At 74.9% G+C, this 21,206-nt stretch carries 18 protein-coding genes; 5 read left to right on the forward strand and 13 right to left on the reverse strand.

The window, feature by feature from the left end; translation table 11 throughout:
- Positions 1 to 9 precede the first annotated feature (9 nt).
- From O7603_RS04385 to O7603_RS04395, 3 genes are all read right to left on the reverse strand, one after another.
- The gene (locus O7603_RS04385) at positions 10 to 1,527 is read right to left on the reverse strand and encodes an aminotransferase class V-fold PLP-dependent enzyme (protein ID WP_281574399.1); all 1,518 of its coding nucleotides are present in this window, start codon (positions 1,525 to 1,527) and stop codon (positions 10 to 12) included.
- The gene (locus O7603_RS04390) at positions 1,517 to 3,181 is read right to left on the reverse strand and encodes an ATP-binding cassette domain-containing protein (protein WP_281574400.1); all 1,665 of its coding nucleotides are present in this window, start codon (positions 3,179 to 3,181) and stop codon (positions 1,517 to 1,519) included. The genes O7603_RS04385 and O7603_RS04390 overlap by 11 nt, the downstream gene beginning before the upstream one ends.
- 192 nt (positions 3,182 to 3,373) lie before the next feature.
- Complete coding sequence (locus O7603_RS04395) at positions 3,374 to 3,604, reverse strand: DUF2188 domain-containing protein (protein ID WP_281574401.1); 231 nt, start codon at positions 3,602 to 3,604, stop codon at positions 3,374 to 3,376.
- 125 nt (positions 3,605 to 3,729) lie between these two features.
- Here O7603_RS04395 and O7603_RS04400 point away from each other — a divergent pair, with 125 nt between their 5' ends.
- Positions 3,730 to 4,476: a hypothetical protein gene (locus O7603_RS04400; protein WP_281574402.1), complete on the forward strand. Its 747-nt coding sequence runs from the start codon at positions 3,730 to 3,732 to the stop codon at positions 4,474 to 4,476.
- 110 nt (positions 4,477 to 4,586) lie between these two features.
- Here O7603_RS04400 and O7603_RS04405 read toward each other — a convergent pair whose 3' ends face one another.
- A complete protein-coding gene (locus O7603_RS04405; RefSeq protein WP_281574403.1) occupies positions 4,587 to 5,639 on the reverse strand; it encodes a zinc-dependent alcohol dehydrogenase family protein in 1,053 nt (350 codons plus the stop codon).
- A 211-nt stretch (positions 5,640 to 5,850) separates the two neighbouring features.
- On the opposite strand from O7603_RS04405, the gene O7603_RS04410 reads away from it, so the two are divergent.
- A complete protein-coding gene (locus tag O7603_RS04410) occupies positions 5,851 to 6,444 on the forward strand; it encodes a hypothetical protein (protein ID WP_281574404.1) in 594 nt (197 codons plus the stop codon).
- A gap of 120 nt (positions 6,445 to 6,564) precedes the next feature.
- On the opposite strand, the gene O7603_RS04415 is transcribed toward O7603_RS04410, so the two are convergent.
- Positions 6,565 to 7,776: a serine hydrolase gene (locus tag O7603_RS04415; protein ID WP_348651068.1), complete on the reverse strand. Its 1,212-nt coding sequence runs from the start codon at positions 7,774 to 7,776 to the stop codon at positions 6,565 to 6,567.
- Between the two features lie 206 nt (positions 7,777 to 7,982).
- Positions 7,983 to 8,984, reverse strand: coding sequence for a helix-turn-helix domain-containing protein (locus tag O7603_RS04420; RefSeq protein WP_281574405.1), 1,002 nt, complete (start codon positions 8,982 to 8,984; stop codon positions 7,983 to 7,985).
- 104 nt (positions 8,985 to 9,088) lie between these two features.
- On the opposite strand from O7603_RS04420, the gene O7603_RS04425 reads away from it, so the two are divergent.
- Both O7603_RS04425 and O7603_RS04430 read left to right on the forward strand, forming a co-directional pair.
- Complete coding sequence (locus O7603_RS04425; protein WP_281574406.1) at positions 9,089 to 9,889, forward strand: alpha/beta hydrolase; 801 nt, start codon at positions 9,089 to 9,091, stop codon at positions 9,887 to 9,889.
- Positions 9,886 to 10,677, forward strand: coding sequence for an MBL fold metallo-hydrolase (locus O7603_RS04430; RefSeq protein ID WP_281574407.1), 792 nt, complete (start codon positions 9,886 to 9,888; stop codon positions 10,675 to 10,677). Before O7603_RS04425 ends, O7603_RS04430 begins: the two co-directional genes overlap by 4 nt.
- 115 nt (positions 10,678 to 10,792) lie before the next feature.
- Here the strand turns inward: O7603_RS04430 and O7603_RS04435 are convergent, their stop codons facing one another.
- Positions 10,793 to 12,655: a LamG-like jellyroll fold domain-containing protein gene (locus tag O7603_RS04435; RefSeq protein WP_281574408.1), complete on the reverse strand. Its 1,863-nt coding sequence runs from the start codon at positions 12,653 to 12,655 to the stop codon at positions 10,793 to 10,795.
- 230 nt (positions 12,656 to 12,885) lie between these two features.
- Positions 12,886 to 13,200 (reverse strand): hypothetical protein, encoded by a 315-nt coding sequence (locus tag O7603_RS04440; protein WP_281574409.1) that lies wholly within the window; start codon positions 13,198 to 13,200, stop codon positions 12,886 to 12,888.
- Positions 13,201 to 13,398: 198 nt separating this feature from the next.
- Between O7603_RS04440 and O7603_RS04445 the strand changes: the two genes are divergently transcribed.
- On the forward strand, positions 13,399 to 13,881 hold the full coding sequence (locus O7603_RS04445) for a hypothetical protein (protein WP_281576593.1): 483 nt from the start codon (positions 13,399 to 13,401) through the stop codon (positions 13,879 to 13,881).
- A gap of 210 nt (positions 13,882 to 14,091) precedes the next feature.
- On the opposite strand, the gene O7603_RS04450 is transcribed toward O7603_RS04445, so the two are convergent.
- The 5 genes from O7603_RS04450 to O7603_RS04470 form a co-directional block, all read right to left on the reverse strand.
- Entirely contained in the window at positions 14,092 to 16,482 is a 2,391-nt protein-coding gene (locus O7603_RS04450) for a tetratricopeptide repeat protein (RefSeq protein ID WP_281574410.1), read from the reverse strand.
- Positions 16,479 to 18,248, reverse strand: coding sequence for an ABC transporter permease subunit (locus tag O7603_RS04455; protein ID WP_281574411.1), 1,770 nt, complete (start codon positions 18,246 to 18,248; stop codon positions 16,479 to 16,481). The genes O7603_RS04450 and O7603_RS04455 overlap by 4 nt, the downstream gene beginning before the upstream one ends.
- Positions 18,245 to 19,510 carry an extracellular solute-binding protein gene (locus tag O7603_RS04460; protein ID WP_281574412.1) on the reverse strand — a complete coding sequence of 422 codons (1,266 nt, stop codon included), beginning with the start codon at positions 19,508 to 19,510 and terminating at the stop codon, positions 18,245 to 18,247. The genes O7603_RS04455 and O7603_RS04460 overlap by 4 nt, the downstream gene beginning before the upstream one ends.
- Positions 19,507 to 20,133, reverse strand: coding sequence for an ATP-binding cassette domain-containing protein (locus tag O7603_RS04465; RefSeq protein ID WP_281574413.1), 627 nt, complete (start codon positions 20,131 to 20,133; stop codon positions 19,507 to 19,509). The genes O7603_RS04460 and O7603_RS04465 overlap by 4 nt, the downstream gene beginning before the upstream one ends.
- Before the next feature lie 86 nt (positions 20,134 to 20,219).
- Positions 20,220 to 21,200, reverse strand: coding sequence for a WYL domain-containing protein (locus O7603_RS04470; protein WP_281574414.1), 981 nt, complete (start codon positions 21,198 to 21,200; stop codon positions 20,220 to 20,222).
- Positions 21,201 to 21,206: the final 6 nt, after the last annotated feature.

Here is a 21,206-nt window from a genome sequence, read left to right on the forward strand (position 1 = left end):
TCCGGGCGGTCAGCAGCGTTGCCGGGGCACCAGCCGGGTGCCGGCGTCGGCGTCCCGGTCCAGGTACGTGGACGCGGCGAAGGTCAGGAAGCGCTCCGCGTCGGCCGCGTTCGAGGCCAGGCCGAAGGAGACCCGCACCGCACCGCCGGTCGGCAGCCGCAGCGCGGTCAGGTACTCGTCGATCGTCTCGACGCGGTGCCGGAGCGTACGCCGCAGCGCCGCCCGGGTGATCCCGAACGCGCCCTCGCCCGCGCCCGGGTTGCAGAAGCAGCCGGTGCGCAGGGAGAACCCGGCCGCCGACGACTCGCGCGCGACGAGCCGCTCGTCGACGAGCGAGCCGTCCGGACGACGGAAGTTGAACGCCACCGTGCCGCCCCGACCGTCGGCCGTCGGTGGCCCGTACACCTGGACCAGCGGGTTGCCGTTGCGGTGCCGCAGCGCGGTCAGCCGCTCCAGCAGCCAACCGGTGAGCAGGCCGACCCGGGTGTGGACGAGGTCAACGCCGATCGAGTCGAGCCAGCGCACCCCGAACTCCACGTCCGGGATGCTGAGGAAGTTGAGCGTGCCGTCCTCGAAGCCCGACTCGTCGTCCATGGACCGGTGCCAGTCGCCCTGCACGCTGACCGCCCGGATCGTGCCGCCGGCGAACCACGGCCGGCGCAGCCGGGCCAGCGCGTCGCGCCGGGCCAGCAGCGCCCCGACGCCGGTGGGGTAGCCGAACAGCTTGTACCAGCTCAGGCAGACGAACTGCGGGCGGACGACGCTCAGGTCGAGCCGGTTCGTCGGCGCGTACGCGGCGGCGTCGAGCAGCACGTCGTAGCCGTGCCGTTGGGCCAGCTCCACCCAGCCCAGCGGGTGCTGCACGCCGCTGAAATTGCTCTGTGCCGGGTAGGCGAAGAGCCCTCGGCCGCCGGCCCCATCCCACCGTCGAGTCCAACCCGCCAACCCGGTCAGCCCGCCTCGCCCGGTCAGCCCGTCTCGCCCGGTCAGCGCGGCGACCACGTCGGCTTCGGCGGCCCGCAGGTCGGGGTCGGTCAGCGGGACATAGCGCACCGGCGCGCCGGCCGCCCGGGCGTACTCGCGGATCCCGTTGACCGAGTTGTGGTTGTCCCAGGTCAGCACGAGCGGGCTGGCCCGGCCGAAGGCGTACGCCTCGCCCACGAGCCGGCACGCGCCGCTGGCGTTCGGGGTGAAGACGACCGCGTACTCGGCCGGGTCGGCGCGGAAGAAGGCGAGCACCGCGCGCCGGGCCGACTCGACCAGCGAACCGGCCGCCTCCGACGTGGGGTTCTCCGAGTGCGGGTTGCTGAACAGGCCGGTGAGCAGCCGATCGTGGTGGGCCACGATCTGCGCCCGCGCGGCCACGCCGGCGCCGGCGTAGTCCAGGTAGACGTGGCCGTCCCGGTCGAGGTGCCGGTACTCGGTGGCCCGCAACTCGTCGATCCGGCCCGTGCCGGCGTACGCCGGGTCAGCCGTCAGCGCCGCTCCGGCCGGGCGCGCGGGACGGCGGGAGGCGTCAGGCCGCATGACGGGACGCCTTGCGGACCAGCACGGCCCAGGTCGCGCCGAGGAAGAGCAGCAGGAACCCGCCGAGGATCAACCAGTTCCCCCAGACCGGGCGGGAGAACGTCTCCCCGTACGTGGCGAGCAGCGGCGGCCCGAGCGGTGAGCCGCCGTCGCGCCACAGCCGCTCCACGCCGGCGGTGTGGCCGAGCCCTTCGAACGCCCACCGGTTCGACATCGCGTAGCTGAGCCACCGGCCGCCCGCCGCCATCGCCGGGACCGGCAGGATCGCGCCGACGAAGAGGACCTGCGGGAAGCAGAGCATCGGCAGCATCAACGTCGCCTGGGCGGCGTCGGAGACGGCCGCGGAGCAGAGCAGGCCCAGGGCGAGCGCGGCGGCCGAGGACAGCAGCAGCGTCACGTACAGGGCGGCGAAGTCGGCGCCGCCGACCGGTGGCAGCCGGTCGATGCCGCGCAGCACGCCGAGCAGGGCCAGGTCCACCAGGGCCAGCAGCGGCAGCAGCACCGCCACCTTGGCCAGCAGATACGGCACGAACCGCACGCCGGCCAGCCGCTCCCGCCGGAGGATCGGCACCTCGGTGCAGATCTGCAACAGGCCGTACGTGAGCCCGAAGAAGAATCCGCCGAAGGCGATCCAGAACAGGATCATCACGGTGACGTTCGGGCTCGGATCCGCCGGGTCGAACGCGCCGGGGCGGAAGAGCAGCGTGAACATGCCGAGCACCAGGAGCGGCGAGCCGACGAGGATCGCCAGGGTGAGTCGGTTCCGGACGACGATCTCCGCGTTGCGGCTGGTGAGCACCGCCCACTGCCGGAGCCGGCCGACCGGTCGGACCGGGATGGGCGGGGGAGCGGCCAGGTCATCCGGAGGGCCGGGGGTGGGGGCGAGCGCAGCGGGTCCGCCGGACGCGTCCTCGTCGAGCCGCAGGTAGACCTCGGCCAGCGACCGCACGCCGAAGAACTCCCGGGCGCCCGAAGGCGTGCCGGCGAACGCCAGCCGCCCGTCCCGGGTGAGGACCACGACCCGGTCGCAGCGATCCACGTCGGTGATCTGGTGCGTGGTGAGGACGACCGTCGCCCCGGCGTCGGCGAGCGTCCGCAGCGCCCGCAGCAGGTCCACCGCGATCGCCGGGTCGAGCCCGGACGTCGGCTCGTCGAGCAGGAGGACACCCGGCCGGGTCAGCAACTCCACCGCGATGCTGGCCCGCTTGCGCTCGCCGCCGCTGAGCCGGCCCACCGGCACGGCGACGCGCTCACCGAGCCCCAGCTCGGCCAGGACCTCGTCCACCCGCCGGGTCACCTCGGCGGCCCCGGTCCCGGGTGGCAGGCGCAGCCGGGCCGCGTGCCGCAGGGTCCGTCCCAGCGGCAGCTCGCGGTGGATGATGTCGTCCTGCGGCACGAAGCCGATCGCGCCCGCCGGACGTGCGCCGTCGTGCCGCACCGTGCCCGCGGCGGGACGCCGTACGCCGGCCAGGGTCTCCAGCAGGGTGGTCTTGCCGGCGCCGCTGGCCCCGATGACGGCGACCACCTGGCCGGGTTCGATCGTCAGCGCGATGTCGTCCAGGATCCGGCGACCGCCGCGGACGGTCTGACCCAGGCCATCAGCCGTGATGCGTACGCCGGTCCGTGCGGGAGACGCGAGCCGCTCGGTCGTCATGGGGGTGGCCACTCCGGTCGGGGGTCGAGCCGTCGATCCGTGCCGTTGAATATGGCACGGAACGGCGTCACGTCGCTGTCCTGATCACGACGGCCGCCCCGCCCACGAACGACTCGACGACAAGAAGAGGGCAGGTGGCGCCCGGTGCTCCGGACGCCACCCGCCCCGTCAGCGGGCGCTCGGTGGGGCGGGTCAGCCCTTGATCTCGCGGGGGTCGCGGCTGCGGGGATAGGTGTTCTTCTCCCCGATCGTGCCGTCCTCCTTCTTGATCACGTGCTCGACGTCGCGGTCGCCGGCCATCTCCCGGCCCGCGGTCTGCGCCTCCGCCTTCGTGTCGTGCACGCTGCTGGCGCGCTCGTTGCCCTCCGGACGGTTCTTCCACTGTCCATCCTGGTGGTAGGTGTCGATGTCACCCTTAGCCATGACTCGTGGCCTCCCTGGTCGGCGTGCTCACGCGTGAATATCTGCCCCCGTCGCCGCGTCGCAAACCTGCCGACGGCCGCGCCGGCTGGGCGTTGGCCGGCGCGGTTTCCGGGTACGCGGGGCCCATGGCCGAGCTGCTCGAGGACGGGGACATCTACTTCCTCTACCGACCGCGGGTGCAGGAGCGGCACGTCGGCTCCCTCGACGAGGTGCAGCGCCTGCTGGTGGTGATGCACCCGTGGCACGGGCGGCACCTGCGGCTCCTGGTGGTGGGGCGCAAACGACTGCCCGGCATCGACGCGCACGACCGCTTCTGGGCGTTCGTCGACGAGGTGGTGGACCGCCCGGAACAGCTGCACGAGACCCTGCGGGCGCGCCGCTACGCGACCAGGACCAGCGGGCGACGCGACCAGCCCCCGGCCCGACCCGTGGCCGAGGGCGCGTACGTGATCGCCCGCCACGACGACCACACGCATCTCGCGTACGAGCTGGAGCTCCCGCTGCGACCCGGGCCGGCGCAGCACGACCTGGCCATCGAGCCGGAGGCGAGCTACATCGTGACCGTGAAGAACCCGGAGGCGCCCTCGCCGCCGGGGGTGGGGTTGCGCGGGTCCCGGAAGGTCACGCTGCCCGGCACGCTGCGCCGGCGGTTCCACGGTCGCCGCTTCGCCCCGCTGGATCCGCCGGGATTCCTCGACCACGCCGGCACCGAGATCGTGCTCATCGGGGCCGCGCACGACGCCTCGGAGGAACTGCGCGTCGACCTCGACGCCGAGGTCGAGCGGGCCGCGCGGAGCACGATCTTCGGAGACCTGCGGATCGGGCGCCGGGATCGCCCGGTCGCCCCGCTCTTCGCCGGCGAATGGGCGTGAGCGACCGCGCCGGCCCGAGCGCGCCCGCGCCGGCCCGAGCGCCCGCGCCGGCCTGAGCGCCGGTTTCGGCAGCGTCCGCGCCGGCGGCCCCGTCGGCCTGGGCCGTCGCGTCAGCCGACCGGACGGATGAGCCGCATCCCGCCGGCGCCGGGGCGGTCCATCGTCGACAGGGCGTCCGGCACCTCGGCGAGGCCGATGGTGCTGGTGATCAGCTCGGCGGGGCGCAGCACGCCGGCGGTGACCAGCCGGAGCAGCTTCGGGTAGGAGTGCGCGGCCATGCCGTGGCTGCCCCGCAGCTCCAGCTCATACGCGATCACGAGGTCCATCGGCAGGGCCGGGCGGCCCTCGGCGGCCGGGAGGAGGCCGACCTGCACGTGCCGGCCGCGCCGCCGCAGGCTCTCGATCGAGGCGGCGCAGGTGGCGTGGCTGCCCAACGCGTCGAGCGACAGGTGAGCGCCTCCGCCGGTCGCCTCGCGGACGGCGGCGGCGACCGCGCCGGGCCCGGTGAGGGTGCTGGCGTCGAGACAGATCGCGGCCCCGCAGGCGCGCGCGAGTTCGAGCGCGCCGGGAACGACGTCGACCGCCACCACCCGGGCGCCGCACGCCGCCGCGATCATCACCGCGGAGAGCCCCACGCCGCCGCAGCCGTGCACGGTGACCCACTCGCCGGCGGCGACCCGACCCTGGCCGACCACCGCCCGGAACGCCGTGGCGAAGCGGCAGCCGAGCGCCGCCGCGGCGGGATGGTCGACGTCGTCGGGGAGCCGGACGAGGTTGACGTCGGCGTCGTGCACCGCCACGTACTCGGCGAACGATCCCCAGTGGGTGAAGCCCGGCTGCGTCTGCCGTTCGCACACCTGCTGCTCACCGGCCAGGCAGGCGGGGCACCGCCCGCACGCGCAGACGAAGGGCGCGGTGACCCGGTCACCGGGCCGCCAGCCGCGTACCCCGTCGCCGACCGCGGCGACGACGCCGGCGAACTCGTGGCCGGGAACGTGCGGCGGGCGGATGTCGGGATCGTGCCCCTGCCAGCCGTGCCAGTCACTGCGGCACAATCCGGTCGCCTCGACCCGGATGACCACACCCCCGGCCGGCGGCACCGGGTCCGGGACATCGCGGACCTCGGGGCGGACGCCGAACTCGTCGAAGATCACGGCACGCATGCGCCGCATCCTCACACGCCCCGGTCCGGGGGCGGCGGCCACCCCGCCGGGCCACGAATCGGCCCGCCTGCACCGGCCCCCGATGATCTAGCGCTCGTCCGCGTCAGTCCGTTTCACGAACCGCCCTCTTTCCTTATGTTTCGCTAATTTCCGTCCGTCGGCCTGCATTCGTGGATTCCGGGGGAGCCGCGACATGACTACGGTGTCCCGCATGCGTCACATCTGGACCATGATCGCCGCTGTCGTCGTCGCGCCGCTGGCGTGGTTGCTGCTCGCCTACGGGCAGGACCGGAGCCTGCAGGCCTTCGCCAACGAGGAGAGCGCCGGAGCGTTCGCCACCGGAGACTTCGTCCGGCCCGCCGTGTCCCTGGCCGCCGCGGGGCTGCTGCTCGGGCTGCTCGCCACGCTGCGGTTCTCCCCGCTCGGCGCGGTGCTCACCGGGCTCGTCTACACGGGCAGCTACGTCGCCCTGCTGGTCAGCCCGGACGGCGTGGTGGGCGCCTTCCCGAAGAGCGTGTCCCTCGCCGGCCACAGCGTCGACCCGACCACGCCGCTGCGCACCGGCGGCGCGCTCATGCTCGGCGGGTTGCTGCTCGTCGGCGTCGCCAGCGTCGGGCGGTGGCGCCGGTGGCCCGCGCCGGCCGCCGAGGATGCGGACCTGAGCACCGAGCCGGTCACCCATCCCGAGGACCGTCCGCTCGGCGTGGACGGCCTGGGCCTGGGCGCCAACCCGGCCCGGCCCGAGCCGACGCCGGTCCCGCCGGGCGGGCTGGCCCGGGCCTTCGACCGCACCGGCCGCCCCTGATCCGCCGGCCGCCCCTGATTCGCCGGCCGGCCACGCAGGTCGCCCGGACCCGCCGGCCGACCGCGTAGGTCGTCCCCCGGGGCGGCGGCGCCACCCGCCCGCCGCCCCGCCCGACTTCCGCTACGGCGCGGACGAGTCGTGGGCCGGCGGCGCGGTGTTCTCGATCGCCGGTTGGTCGGCGCCCCGCCGCCGACCACCGCGCCACCACGGCGTCGAGAGGAACAGCGCGGCGATCACCAGGGCGGCGCCGAGACCGAGCCACGTGAACACCGTCAACGGTGACGACTCCTCGTCACCGTCGGCGTGCTCGCCCTTGACGGGCACGACGGGGCGGTCCTGCTTCTTCTCCTCGGGTGCGACGAGTTCGCCGACGGACGCGTGCGGCGGAAGCGCGAAGCCCCAGTTCAGCAGGGCCGTCGCCTCGCCCAGGCTGCCCAGCGGCGCGGTCTCCGCGCCGAGCAGGGTCACCGCGAGCCGGCGGCCGTCGCGTTCGGCCACCCCCACGTACGTCTGCCGGGCCAGGTCGGTGAAGCCCGTCTTTCCGCCGAGCGTGCCGGGATACCGGCCCAGCAGCGTGGTGTCGTGCTTGATCGCGAACCCGGGCGTTCCCGGCCGGTCGGGTATCTGGGCGACAGGCGTCGCGATGTACCGCCGGAAGTCCTCGCGCGCGAACGTGGCCCGCGCGATCAGCGCCAGGTCGTACGCGCTGGTGTACTGACCGGGGCCGTCCAGACCGGACGGCGTCGCCGCGTGGGTCTGGTTCGCGCGGAGCCGGCGCGCCTCGTCGTTCATCGCGTCGACGCCGCCCTGCCGGCCGGCGTTGCCGCCTCCGAGACGGGCCAGCACGTTGGCCGCGTCGTTGCCCGACGTGAGCAGCAGCCCCAACCACAGGCTCTCGACCGAGTACCGGCCGCCGGCGCTCACGCCCATCAGCGAACTGGCCGGGTCGAGGTCACGCAGGTCCGCCCGCGTCACCTCGACCACCTGCTTCGGGTCGAGCCGGGGCATCAGGGCCGCCGCCAGCAGCAACTTCTGCACGCTGGCCGGCGTCCGGTGCTCGTGAGGGCCGCATCCACCCAGGACCTCGCCGCTGTTCAGGTCCGCCACGAGCCAGGAGGTGGCGGTCACCGCCGGCGCCATCGGCGCGCCCGCGGGAATCGCCAGCCCGGATGTCGCCAGGGCTGCCCCGCCGACCGCGGCCTGCGAGGCGCCGACCGGCGGCGGAGACGGCACGGCGGGCGGCGGAGGCATCGGCGGCTTCACGCTCGGGCAGCGCACGTAGGGCGCGGCCGCCACTCCCGCTGCCGGCGCCACCGTGACGGTGGCCGGCACCAGAAGGGCGCAGAGCGTGACGGCGGTAACACGCAAAGTGGTCACGCTAACGTACGGTAATCGTCGCCACGGCCGATGCGGTCCGATTGCGAAAAGCCTGCTTGGTAAGGGATCGGGGGTCACGGTCAGCACGGTCGACGGCCCTTGCCGGCGGGACAAACCAGACGTGAATCGCAGGTGTGGGAAGCCGTCGGCAAAAGGGACGACTAACCCCGTTCCGACGCCCCGCGCCGCCATTCACTCGGGGTGAGACCGTACGTGCTCCGGAACCGCCGGGCGAAATGGGTGGGATCCCGGAACCCCCAGCGCTGCGCGACCAGGGCGATCGTGCGCCGGCGGCCGTCCGGCCGGAGCAGCTCCTCCCGTGCGCCCCGCAGCCGTTCGCCGATGATCCATTGTTCGAGGCTGACGTCGGCCCGGGAGCAGACCTTGTAGAGCTGTCGCAGAGAGATGTTGTGCGCGGCCGCGATGGTGACCGGGCTCAGATCCGGATCGGCCAGGTGTTGGCGCACGTACGCCCGGACCCGGGTCAGCAGGGTATCGGCGAGCACGGTGCGGGCGTGGTGCTCGACGCCGGCGGCGGACGCCAGGAGGGCCCGGGTCAACTCGATGCCGGCTCCGCCGAGGGTGTCCGCCGCGAGGTCGGCGCTGAGCCGTTCGGCGTCCCGCGTCAGGTCGGCGACGTGGCGCGTCACCAGGTCGTACAGCGGACTGGCCCGGAGGTTGCGCGCGGCGCGGCGGATGACGTCGACCGGCAGTCCGATCTGGTCGATGGGCATCTGGAGGCAGCCGGCGGCGCCGTGGCCCGACCAGGAGAAGTCGTACGCGGCCGACAGGTCCACCATCATCAGCGCCCCGGGTCGCACGATCTGGCGATGGCCGAGTTGTTCGTGGCGGCCGTCGGCGACCCGCTGGACCGACAGCGCGACGACCGGCGCGACGTCCTGTCTGGCCTGTCGCGGCGTGCGGAGCAGCCGGATGCCCGAGGATCGGGTCGTGAAGACGGTGGCGGCGCCCAGGTCCCAGACCTCCAGCCGGGAGCGGACCTCGCCGCCCGGCTCCTCGTGCACGACGTGGCACGGGGCCGACGCCTGCCTCATCGCGGCGGCGACCGCCTCGACGCGGCCGCGGGGTGGTAGGTCCGCCGTGTCCAGCACAAAGCCCATGTACGCCGCCCCGGTGTGCACGCAGAGCCGAGAAGAGTGCACGCACAGCCCCGTCGCCGGCGCGCTCCGTCCCCTAACGTTCCCACGCAGAGGTCATCAAGGGGATCACCGTGCCGGACCTTGTTCGCCGTCCTGAGGAGTACGCCATGACCGCGCCCGACACGATCGTTCTCGTCCACGGATTCTGGGTCACCCCGCGCAGCTGGGAGCACTGGGTCACCTACTACGAGCAGCGGGGCTTCCGGGTGCTCGCGCCCGCCTATCCCGGCTTCGAGGTCGAGGTGGAGGCCCTCAACGCCGACCCGACCCCGATCATGGAGGTGACCGTTCCGAAGATCGTCGCCCATCTCACGGCGGTCATCCGGGAGCTGCCCAGGTCGCCGATCATCATGGGGCACTCCGCCGGCGGGGCGTTCACCCAGATCCTGCTCGACCACGGCCTCGGCGCCGCGGGTGTCGCGCTGAACTCGGCCCCGACCGAGGGCGTACGGGTCGTGCCGCTGTCGCAGGTGAAGTCCACGTTCCCGGTGTTGAAGAGCCCGGCCAACCGGCACAAGGCGGTGGGGCTCTCGTTCGACGAGTGGAAGTACGCCTTCACCAACACGTTCACCGACGAGGAGTCCCGGGCCCTCTACGAGCGCTACCACATCCCCGCCAACGGCGGCATCGTGTGGGGCGGTGTGCTGGCCAACTTCCAGCCCGGCCACCAGGACACCTGGGTCGACTACCACAACAACGACCGGGCGCCGCTGCTGTTCGTCTCCGGCAGCGAGGACCACATCATGCCGCCGGCCGTGCAGCAGTCCAACGCCAAGCACTACAAGTCCGACACCATCACCGAGGTCAAGGAGTACGAGGGCTACGCGCACCTGCTTCCCGCCCAGAAGGGCTGGGAGGAGATCGCCGACCACGCTCTCGACTGGGCCCTGCGGCACGCGCGAGCATGACCCGCGTCCGCGTCACCCACATCGGCGGACCGACGGCCCTCATCGAGGTCAACGAGTGGCGGTTGCTGACCGACCCCACCTTCGACCCCGCGGGCCGCACGTACGCCTTCGGCTGGGGCACGTCGTCGCGCAAGCTGGCCGGTCCGGCCGTCGCCGCCGACGACGTCGGACCGGTCGACGCGGTCCTGCTCACCCACGACCACCACGGCGACAACCTCGACGACGCCGGCCGCCGGCTCCTGCCGTCGGCGGGAGCGGTCATCACCACCCGGTCGGGCGCGGCGCGGCTCGGCGGTGCTGCCCGGGGCCTGACCCCGTGGTCCTCGACCACGCTGGCGGCGCCGGGCCGGCCGCCGATCGAGATCACCGCCACCCCGGCCCGGCACGGCCCGCCGCTGAGCCGCGCCATCGTCGGCGACGTGGTCGGCTTCGCGCTGCGGTGGGACGGCCAGCGGCACGGCGCGCTGTGGGTCTCCGGCGACACCGTCCTGTACGGCGGCGTCCGTGCGGTCGCCGACCGGCTGCCGGTCGGCCTCGCGCTGCTGCACCTCGGCGGAGTCCGGTTCCCGGTCACCGGACCCGTGCGCTACACCATGACCGCGCGGGACGCCGTCGCGCTGTGCCAGGCCGTCCGGCCACGCACCGTCGTGCCGGTGCACTACGAGGGGTGGCGACACTTCCAGCAGCCCCGGGCCGCGATCGAACGCGAGTTCGCGAACGCGCCGCGGGCCGTGCGCGACAGCGTCCGCTGGCTGCCGATCGGCGATCCCACCGACCTGGAGACCTGAGCGGGCGTATCCGGAGGTCGGGATGCCGGCCTGCTGGGACGAGTAGGCCGCGGCCGGCCCGGCGACGACAGCGGCTCCCGCCCGACGCGCCGGGTGGGAGCCGCCGATCGAACCGTCAGGCGTACGGGGTGAGGAACTCCTTCGGGCGCAGCGCCTTGGCGGTGACCCGGACGTCTCCGATCCAGCCGTAGAAGCCCTGGCCGTACTTCAGGTCGAACGACGTCGCGCCGATCACGAACGGGCGGCCCAGGGTGGCGATACCGGTCGACGGCTGGGTCGGGTTGCGGGCGATCTTCGAGCCGTCGACGTGGACCACCGTCTGCCGGCCGTCGTTCACCACCGCGATGTGCGTCCACCGACCGGTCGGCAGGGCGTGGCTCCACGAGGTCGGGTCCGCGTCCTGCTTGTCGGCGTAGACGACGTACTGGAGGAAGCGCTCCGGGGAGATGTTGAGGCTGCAGGTGCACTCCAGGGGCGACCAGCCGGTCGTCTTGCCGGCGTCGCCGCTGCGCCCCTCCCAGCTGAGGATCCCCATCCAGTCGTGGTTGCCCTCGAACGGCTCGGGCAGCTTGACGAACGCCTCGATGCTGTAGCCGCTGGTGAACTTCATGCTGTTGATCGGCGCGTCGGCCACGGCCCGCAGGATCGCGCCACGGTCCGGGCCCTTGCCGCCGTCGAAGCGGAGGCTGGCGTGTGCCGGCTGGCCGGGGTGGTGTTCGGCCGAGTAGGTCAGCGCCCCGCTCGCGCCCGCCCCGATCCGCTGCACGGCCAGGTCGTTGCCGTTCCCGCTGAGGTCCCGGACGACGGTCCCGTCGGCGACCGGACTGCCGGCGGCGCCCGCCGCCAGCCCGTACGAGTCGAACCGCCAGTATCCGACCGTCCCCCGCGGCAGCACCGCGACCGGGGGGCGGGAGGCGGGCGGGGTCACCGGCGCGAACCCGGCGAACCGGGCGTCGAAGTCGACGTCCATGCTGAACCGGTCGACCGGGCCGGTCAGCTCGATGGTCTCGGCCTCCAGCGGCGTACGCCTCGCCGGGTCCCGGGCGAGGAACCAAGGCGAGAAGGTCTCGACGTCGATGACGTTCCGGGCCAGGTCGAAGTGGTAGAGGCGGATCATCGCCGCGCCGCCGTAGTAGCGGTCCTGGTAGTTGGTGATGTGCACCCGCACGTCGTTGCCGGCGGCGTTCTTCAGCGTGGCGCGGCCGGGCGGCCAGTAGTGGCCGTTGAGGGTAAGGAAGATCTGGTCGTTGTCGCGGATCAGCCGATCCCAGAGCCGCTGGCCGTTGTCCGAGAGCTGGGCCTTACCGTCGTCGTCGGCCCAGGCCAGGTCGTGGGTGGTGAGGATGACCGGCAGCGTACGGTGGTCGTCGATCACCTTCTGCGCCCACGCCAGGCCCTTGTCCGACACGCGCCAGTCCAGCGCCAGGACCAGCCAGTCGCGGCCGGCGGCGCGCAGCACGTGGTAGCTGTTGTAGCCGTCGGGCGAGGCGCCGCCGAAGGTCGGCATCCTGCTGAACCGCTGCGGCCCGAACGCGCGCAGGTAGACGCTGTCGCCGCGCTGGTCGTCGCCGCCGCGGATGTCGTGATTGCCGGCGACGACGCTGTACGGGAGCTTGCCGTCGAGCGCCCGGAACGTCTCGCCGGCCAGGGCGATCTCGTGCTCGCTGCCGTGCTCGGTGACGTCACCGAGGTGGGTCATGAACGCGATGTTCGCGTCCTTGCGCTCCTGGTTGAGGTAGCGGAAGGTCGCCTTCAGCGGCTCGGGGTCGGAGCTGTCCTCGTCGAAGAGGTACTGCGTGTCCGGCAGCACGGCGAGCGCGAAGCGCGGGCTCTCGACGTCGAACGGGCCGGCCGCGGCGGCCGCCGGGGTGGCGGGGGCGCCGAGCACCGCGGCGGCGGCGCCGGCCGCGGGCGCGGCCAGCACGGCCTGCAGCAGGGTCCGGCGCTCCACGGTGGGGTGATCGCCGTTGTTGGCCATCTCGTCTCCCGGTGAGTGATCAAGGCGTTACGTCGCCCACTGTCCCGGGTGGCAGTGAGCATCCCCCGACCGTGGCCTGAACGGCGCCCGGCGGCAAGCCGAAGATCATCCGGTGGGGTCCGCCGGCCGCAGCGAGCTCAGCCGCGCCGCACGACTCGACCCGACGCCCTGGCTGATCGGTGACGGTGGCGGCGCGAGCCAGGTCGAGCCCGGCCGCCGCGTCCCCGCTGTCAGCCGGACGTGTCCGGGCCCGGCCGGAACCGCTCGGACGGCGCGCCGATCTCGGCCCAGCACCGGCCGCGGAGCACCTCCACGCCGGGCACCCCGGCCAACGGGCCGTCGGGGTCGACCAGGCCGGCCAGCGCCCGCGGCAGGTCGCCCCGCAGCTCGGCGATCGCCTCGTCGAGGGTGTCCGGCTCGGCCGACCAGTCGATGTCGGCCTCCCGCAGCCGCCGCACGGCCAGCTCGACCACCGCGTCCGGCGCCCCGACCTGGACCTCCAAGCGGCAGTAGAGCTGCACGACGACCGGCTCCGCCTTCTCCACCCGAGGGAGCATTCCATTCCGCCGGGCACCGTGGTGCCCCGGCCACCACCACCCCGGACTCCTCCACGGCCGCCGGGCGGGGATGACCCCGGGCTGCGGCGGCGCTACCGTGTCGCGGTGACGGATGGCGTGGGCCTGGACCTGGGGCAGGCGGCGGCCAAGCACCTGGCCTGGACCCGCGTGACCGTACGGCGACGTTTGAGCGACACCGAGATCACCCGGGTCGAGCGGACCTTCGGGTTCGAGTTCGCCGACGACCACCGGGCGTTCCTGGCCACGGTTCTTCCGGTGGGGGACTCCTGGCCGGACTGGCCCGACGGCGATCCGGCCGCGTTGCGCGAGTCCCTCGACTGGCCGGTCAGCGGGGTGCGGTTTGACGTCGAGCACAACGGCTACTGGCACGAGAGCTGGGGCGAGCGCCCGGAGAGCAGGCGGACGGCGGTCGCCGTCGCGGCGCCGTACCTGCGTGCCGTGCCGCAGATGGTGCCGGTGTTCGGGCATCGTTACCTGCCCGCCGGACGTGGCACGTACGGCCACCCGGTCCTGTCGATGTACCAGACGGACATCATCCACTACGGACACGACCTGGCGGAGTACATCCACCGGGAGTTCGGCGGCCCCGCCGTGAAGCGGACCGGCGACCCGCAGGCCGACGTCCCGTTCTGGCGGGACTTCGTCTAGGCCGCACCTCCGCCAGGCCGCCAGTCCCGACCGACGCAACGCCCATCCCGACCGGGCAGTCGCCAAGATCGCGCTACTTCGTGGAACCAGTGGTCTCCGCGACGGCCCGAGGCCACTAATTCAGTGAAGTGGCGCGATCTTGGAGGGGGCGGGGCTCGGCAGCGGCGCGGGGGCGCCGGGCGGGTCCTTGCGGCGGTGACTGCGGCGCGGTCAGGCGGGTAGGGGCGTCTCGTCGGTCGCGGGCTCGTCGGGGGCCAGGCGAGTGTCCGCCGCCGCCTGCCCCTCGGCGTCGCCCACCTCCTCGCAGACGGCCGTCGCGTCCACCCAGTGCCGGTGCGCCTCGTCCGGGTCGCCCAGGGCCGCCGCCGCGTCGCCCAGGTAGAGCAGGGTCCGGCCGAGCCCGGCGGTGGGACGGCCCGCCTCGCGCAGCCGCCGGCTCTCGGCGAGCATCTCGTACGCCTGCCGCGCCTGACCCGGGCTGGTGCTCAGCAGGGTGGCCCCCGCGTTGAGCAGCGCGGCGGCCCGGCTGGTCGGGTCGCTCACCGACTCGTACTCGCGCAGCGCCGCCCGCCACGCCTGCGCCGCGTCGAGGTGTTCGCCCACACCGGCGTGCACCAGCACGAGGTTGGTCAGCGCGGCGGCGTAGCCCCGGGCGTCGCCGAGCGACCGGAACGTGTTCGCGGCCCGGACCAGGTGGTGGTGGGCGGCGTCCAGCTCGCCCCGGGCCAGCCGGGCGGCGCCCAGCCCCAGGTCGGTGAGCGCGTGCCCGGCCCGGTCGGCCCCGGAGCGGTGCCGCCGGGACAGCTCCAGGTGCTCGACCGCGTCGTCGAGCTGGCCGAGGTCGAGCAGGGCCAGGCCGAGGTTCATCCGCGCCTGTGCGGTGCCGCGCCGGCCGCGTTCGGCCACGGCGAGGGTGAGCGCGGCGGCGGCGCCCTGCGGGTCGTGCCGGCGCCGGCGCAGCACGCCCAGCTCGTTGTGCGCCCAGCCGGCGATCTCCGGTCGGTCGTCGGCGGTCGGGGTGGCGAGGACGGTGCGGCACACCTGCTCCCACTCGTGCAGCCGCTCGGCGTGCGCCAGCCACCCGCAGAGCGCCACGGCCAGCCGGAACCACCAGCGGCGCACCCGCCGGGGCAGCGTCTCCGCCGCGCCGGCCGGCACCCGCACCACCGCCAGCAGCAGCTCCTGGTGCAGGTCGAACCAGCCGTACGGGTCGTCGTCCAGCGGCAGCGACCACTCCCGGTCCGGCGGCGACCCGAGCGCGGCGAGGTTCGCCGCGTGCCGCTCGGCCTGCCGGGCCAGGTGCCGGGTCAGCCGGGCCTGGGCGGCGACCCGCCGGCGCGCCGGTTCGGCGTCGCGCAGGTGCAGCCGGGCGTAGCCGGCGAGCAGCGGGGGGATCTCGTAGCGGTCGCCGGGCGCGCCGACCACGAACGCCGCCGCGGCCAGCTCGTCGAGGAGCGCGGCCACCCGCTCCGGGCGGCGGTCGGCCAGCGCCGCGATGGTCGGCCGGTCGACCGGGGCGGGGCTGAGCGACATCAGCCGGTGCAGCCGCCGCGCCTCGGCGGACAGGACCCGGTAGGCGGTGTCCCGCTCGGTGACCAGCCGGGCGGCCGGGGAGACGCTGATCCGCTGGTGCGGCGGCGTCTCGACCGCCCGGCGCAGCGCCTCCAGCACGTCGGCGTGCCGCCAGCCGTGCTGCGCGGTGCGGTAGCCGAGCGCGCGGACCGTCCGGGGCTGCCGCCCGCACAGGTCGACGATCGACCGCACCGCCGGGTCGGTACGCGGGTCGGCCCGCCGGGCGCGGGCGGCGGGCGCGGCCTGCCCGGCGGCGGCGAACAGCTCGACCGCCTCGGCCGGGCCGGGCTCGGCGATCCAGTGCGCCACCACGCCCTCGAGGCCCGCCAGGGCGGGACCGCCCGCGAGCAGCAGCCGACAGGTCCGCGCGGTCGGCGGCAGCAGCGGCCGCACCTGGTCCGGTCGGTCCACATTGTCCAGCACCAGCAGGATCCGGCGCCCGTCGAGTTGCCGGCGCAGCGCGTCGGCCGCCTCGCCGAGCGCGTCCGGCCGACCGGACGTCGGCGGGGTGGTGCCCAGGATGCGGGCCAGCGCGGTGAGCACCTGCCGGGCCGGGCGGGGCCGGCCGCCGGGGCGCAGGTCGAGGTAGAACAGCCCGTCCGGGAAGTCCTCCCGGCACAGGTTGGCCGCCTGCACCGCGCACGCCGAGGTGCCGACCGCGCGCCGACCCAGCACGGCCACCGCGTGCTCCCGGGCGAGCAGCGCGACGATCGACTCGACGTGCTCGCCCCGCCCGGTGAAGCCGGCCGGGTAGGGCAGCGTCGGCGCGCCGGTGGCCGGCGCGGCGACGATCTCCGTCGGCTCGGCGCCGACCGGTGGGCCACCCCGGCGGCGGTAGACCTCCCAGACGACCCCGCCGACCGCGCCGGTGACAAGCAGCACGATGCTCGCCGGCCCGAGCACGCTGTCGGCCAGCTCGGAGAGGAGGTTGCTGGCCACATTGGCCAGCACGCCACTGACCAGCGTGCCGATGGCGACCAGCACGGGCCAGCGGGGCGGCCGGCCGCCGGAGCCGGTCGGGCCGGTCACCGCACACCGCCGGAGACCAGGCCGGCGACGAGGTGCCGGCGGGCCAGCACGACCAGCAGCACCGGCAGCACCGAGGCGATCACCGAGCCGGCGGCGAGCGCGCCGCTGTTGGCCACGAAGCCGCGGGTCTGCCCGGCCAGGAAGAGCCCCAGCGGCGCGGCGTCCGGGCCGCTGAACAGAAGGCCGACCACGAGGTCGTTCCAGACCTGCACGAACTCCAGCACGGACACCGCGACGATCGCCGGCCGGTTGTGCCGGGCCAGCCGGCGCAGCGTGCCCCACCAGTGCCGCCCGCCGAACCGCGCGCCGCGTACCTGTTCGGCCGGCAGGTCGGCGAAGGCGTTGCGCAGCACCAGGACCGCGAACGGCACGCCCAGCGCCACGTGCACCAGCGCCAGGCCGCGGGCGGTGCCGGAGGAGAGCGCCACGCCGAGCACCTCGTTGACCGGCCCGGCGATCACCTGCACCGGCACGATGCTGGCGGCCATCAGTAGCAGGCCGGTGGCCTGCGCGGTCGGCCCGGTCAGCCACGCCAACGGGTACGCGGCGAGCAGCGCGACGGCCAGCACGGCGGCGGTGACCACGGTGGCCAGCACCAGCGTGAACGTGAGCGCCCGCCACAGCTCGGACCCGCTGACCAGGTCCCCGTAGGAGGCCAGGCTGGGCGGCGTCGACCACCAGCCCTCGGCCGCGGCGTCCACCTCGCCGTGCAGGGACGTGGCCACGAGCACGCCGAGCGGCACCAGCCAGGCCACCGCGGCGCCGGCGGCGAGGAGCCGGAACAGCCGTGGCGGCGGGGCGGGCGAAGGGTCGGGGTCGGGCGGCTCGACGGGGCGCGGCGGCGGCCACGCCTGTCGGACGAACAGCGCCGCCACCAGCATGCCGGCGGCCACGGCCACCAGCCAGACCACGCCGAGCGCCGCGCCCTCGCCGGTGGTGGTGCCGCCGGAGGTCTGCCAGACCCGCAGGGCCAGCACGGCCGCCTCCTCGCGCACCGAACCGGGCGTCATCACCAGGATCAGGTCGAACGTCCGGCTGGTGCCGAGGGCCACCAGGGCGAAGACCACCGCGACGGTACGCAGCAGCAGCGGCCGCCACTGCGCGTCCCAGAGCATGTGCCGACGGCCGCCCCCGTAGGCGCGGACCGCGTCGGCGAGGCTCGGCGGCACCCGGTCCAGCGCGGCCCGGAACACGAGCACGGCCAGCCCCACCCAGGCCCAGACGAAGGCCGACATCAGGGCCACGGTGACCAGGCCCGGGCCGAGCAGTTGCGGCGCGTCCTCGGCGGAGCGGCCGGTCAGCCGCGCGGCGATCAGCGTGGCCAGCCCGCGGGACGGGTCCGGGTCGTACATCAGCCGGAAGGTGACCCCGGTGACCACCAGCGGCAGCGCGATCGGCACCACCAGGATCAGGCGGACCAGCCCGCCCTCCTGCGAGCGGCGGGACGCGGCGGCGAGCATGTAGCCCAACCCGGTCACCACGGCCGGCACGAGCAGCGCCCAGAGCACGGTGCGGCCGACCACCGCGCCGGTGCCCGGCGCGGCCAGCGCGGCCCGGAAGTGCGCCGCCCCGACCCAGTCGCCGTCGGTGGTGACGCTGGCGTGCACCGTCCGCAGCACCGGCCAGAGCACCAGCCCGCCGAGCAGCAGCGCCGCCGGCAGCAGCAGGGCCGAGGTCGCGCCCGCCGCCGGGTAGGCCCGGCCGCGACGGGGCGGCCCGACGTCGTCCAGCACGGCCAGCTCGCCGAGCACCGGCGCCCGGCTCATCGCCCACCGCCCGCGCTGCGCGCAGCCGCGGCGAGCTGACCGGTGGCCCGGCGCACCGCCTCGGCGGCACGCACCCCGCCGGTCACGTCGGCGAAGAAGTCCTGCATGATCCGCCAGATGCCGACGCCGTCGGAGCCGGTGAACGGGCCGGGCAGTTGGTCGGAGAGGTCGAACCGGAGGGTCCCGGCCGTCCGCATCTCGCCGGCCAGGCGGCGCCGGACCGGATCCGCGTAGCTGTCGAGAGGGACGCTGACGTTCGGCGAGAGGTAGCCACCGGCGCGTAGCCAGGGCCGGAACGCGGCGGGGTCGGTGAGCCAGCCGACCAGGTCCACCCCGGTGGGGGCGAACGCCACGGCGGCGTCGCCGCCGACGATGAGCGGGCCGCCGCCCGGCCGGGTGCCGGGGAAGCGGAACGTCGACGGCTCCTGCGACCCGCGACGGAACCGCCGCACCACGTCGTCGACGAAGTCGCCCTCGAAGACCATCGCCGCCCGGCGGGCGTGCACCACCTGGATCACCGACTCCTCGTACTGGGTGAGCAGCGCGCGGCGAGCGCCGCCGGGAAAGGCGCCGTCGATGCTCCAGATCTCGGCGAGCCGGTCGAGGGCGTCCCGTACCGGTCGGCCCTGCCAGTCGGCGGCCGGGCCGGCCAGCCCGTCGTAGCCGGTGGGCGCCAGGTCGGCCAGGACGTTCTCGAACCAGTCGGTGAGCACCCAACCGTCGGCCGCGCCGATCGCCAGGGGCGCCGGGCCGTCGCCGCGGCGGGCCCGCGCGCCGAGCCGGCGGGTCAGCGCCACCAGGTCGTCCCAGCTGGCCGGCGGCTGCGGCAGCACGGCGGGCAGGTGCCAGAAGAGCGACTTGTGCGCGGCCTTCACCCAGACGCCGTAGCGCTGCCCGTCGTCACTGAGCAGGCCGCCGAGGTCGCCGGGCACGGCGTAGCCGGGGCCGGCGGCCAGCGACCTCAGCCAGCCCCGCCGGGCGTACTCGGTGACCAGGCCAGGCCGGGGCAGGATCGCCACGTCGGGACTGGTGCCGGCGAGGTGCCGGGCACGCAGGAACGCGTCGATGTCGTTCCCGGCGCTGATCACCTGCACGGGCGCGTCGTAGCCGGCCACCACCTCACGGAACCGGGCCAGCTCGCCGCCGCTCCAGACCACCGCCACCTGGACCGACCGCTGCCCGCCGGTGCAGCCGGTCACGGCCGTCGTGGCGCCGGCGGCGGCGGCCCGCAGCAGCGTACGGCGGAGCAACGCGACCGTCACCGGCCCGCCGCCTCGGTGACGACCTCGACCCGGTCGGGGATCTCGTCCAGGGTGGCAGGGTCGGCGGTGCAGACCAGCACGGCGACCCCCGGCGCGTCCGGCGGGGAGAGCCGGGGGACGAGGTCGCCGAGCCGGCCGCCGCCGGCCATCCCGGTCGGCAGGTCCACCACGAGCACCTCCGGCAGGCAGGCGGCGGCGCGGGCGAGGGCGACCCGGAACCGCTGGGCGTCGGAGAGCAGGTGGGGCAGCAGGGCGAGGGTCGGCGCCAGCTCCAGCCGGTCGATCACCGTGGTCGCCCAGTCGTCGGCCATCTCGCGGACCCGCTCGCGCCTGCGCTGCCCGTACTCGATGTTGCGGCGCACGGTGAGTTGGGGCAGCAGCGCGCCGCCGGCCGGGACGTAGCCGATCTGCCGGCGGGGCGGCGGCAGGGCGGTGACGTCCCGCTCGCCGACCAGGATCCGCCCGGCGAGCGGGGTGGCGAGCCCGGCCAGCACCCGGGCGATCGCGGTGCCCGTCCGGGGCGGGGCCACCAGGGCGGTCGTCCCGCCGGCCGGCACGTCGAAGGTGACCGGCCCGGTGCCGGGCACGGCGACCAGTGCGCGCAGCCGTAGCGTGACTCTCACCTCCGGTGACCTCGTCGACCCGTCCCAGGGTGGCACATCACGCCGACAATCGATGTCCCCACCAGACTCCACAGTGGAGGTAGAGGTCACCCGGCCGTGCCGTACAGGCGGGCCAGCCCGGCGGCGGTGGCGGCCAGCCGGTCGCGCAGCGCCGCGGGCGCGAGCACCTCCACCTCGGCGCCGAGGCGCAGCAGGTCGCCGTGCGCGTGGGTGAGCGACTCGATCGGCAGCACGGCGGTGACCCAGCCGGCGTCGTCCGGTGGCTCGGCGCTGGCGTCCACCGCGGTCACCACGACGTCGCTGGCGATCTCGCGGAGCCGGTCCCGGCCGGCGGGGGAGAGCCGGACGATCGCCTCGTCGCGGTGTAGCCGTGCCCGGAACTCCCGTACGTGCGCGTGCCACCAGGCGGGCAGGTCGAAGTCGGCCGGCCGGTCGAATCCCTCGTCCAGCGGGGACAGCGCGAGGATCTGGTTGACCCGGTAGGTCGCCGGCTCGGCCCGGTCCGGCCGGGCGGCCACCACATACCACCGGCCGCCCTTGAGCACCAGCCCGTACGGCTCCAGCACGCGGGTCACCTCGCCGGTCCAGCTGCGGTAGCGGACCTCGACCCGGCGCTGCCGCCACACCGCGTCGGCGGTGGGCGCAAGGTGCGGCGAGGGGTCGCCGTCCGCGTACCAGCCGGGGGTGTCCAGGTGGAACCGTTGCTGGAGCAGCGTGGCCCGCTCCCGCAGCGGCGGCGGCAGCGCGGCGTGCAGCTTGAGCTGGAGCGCGGCCACCACGGCGCCGTCGCCCAACTCGTCGGCCGGCCCGGGCAGGCCGGCCAGGAAGAGCCGGTCCGCCTCCTCGGCGGTCAGACCGGTCAGCCGGGTCCGCCACCCGTCGACCAGCTGATAGCCGCCGGCGTGCCCCGCCTCGCCGTAGAGCGGGATGCCGGCGGCGTGCAGGGACTCCACGTCCCGGTAGATGGTCCGGGTGGAGACCTCCAGCCGCTCGGCGAGCTGGCCGGCGGTCATCCGGCCGTGCGCCTGCAGGAGCAGCAGGACGGAGAGAAGTCGACTGGCCCGCACTCCACT

The organism is Micromonospora sp. WMMD812 (genome assembly GCF_027497215.1).
GTDB lineage: Bacteria > Actinomycetota > Actinomycetes > Mycobacteriales > Micromonosporaceae > Micromonospora.

What these genes read in the sequence shown, in the direction of transcription:
- O7603_RS04385 (WP_281574399.1), bottom strand. Translation starts at nt 1,527, where the DNA reads ATGCGGCCTGACGCCTCCCGCCGTCCCGCGCGCCCGGCCGGAGCGGCG.
- O7603_RS04390 (WP_281574400.1), bottom strand. Translation starts at nt 3,181, where the DNA reads ATGACGACCGAGCGGCTCGCGTCTCCCGCACGGACCGGCGTACGCATC.
- O7603_RS04395 (WP_281574401.1), bottom strand. Translation starts at nt 3,604, where the DNA reads ATGGCTAAGGGTGACATCGACACCTACCACCAGGATGGACAGTGGAAG.
- O7603_RS04400 (WP_281574402.1), top strand. Translation starts at nt 3,730, where the DNA reads ATGGCCGAGCTGCTCGAGGACGGGGACATCTACTTCCTCTACCGACCG.
- O7603_RS04405 (WP_281574403.1), bottom strand. Translation starts at nt 5,639, where the DNA reads ATGCGTGCCGTGATCTTCGACGAGTTCGGCGTCCGCCCCGAGGTCCGC.
- O7603_RS04410 (WP_281574404.1), top strand. Translation starts at nt 5,851, where the DNA reads ATGCGTCACATCTGGACCATGATCGCCGCTGTCGTCGTCGCGCCGCTG.
- O7603_RS04425 (WP_281574406.1), top strand. Translation starts at nt 9,089, where the DNA reads ATGACCGCGCCCGACACGATCGTTCTCGTCCACGGATTCTGGGTCACC.
- O7603_RS04430 (WP_281574407.1), top strand. Translation starts at nt 9,886, where the DNA reads ATGACCCGCGTCCGCGTCACCCACATCGGCGGACCGACGGCCCTCATC.
- O7603_RS04435 (WP_281574408.1), bottom strand. Translation starts at nt 12,655, where the DNA reads ATGGCCAACAACGGCGATCACCCCACCGTGGAGCGCCGGACCCTGCTG.
- O7603_RS04455 (WP_281574411.1), bottom strand. Translation starts at nt 18,248, where the DNA reads ATGAGCCGGGCGCCGGTGCTCGGCGAGCTGGCCGTGCTGGACGACGTC.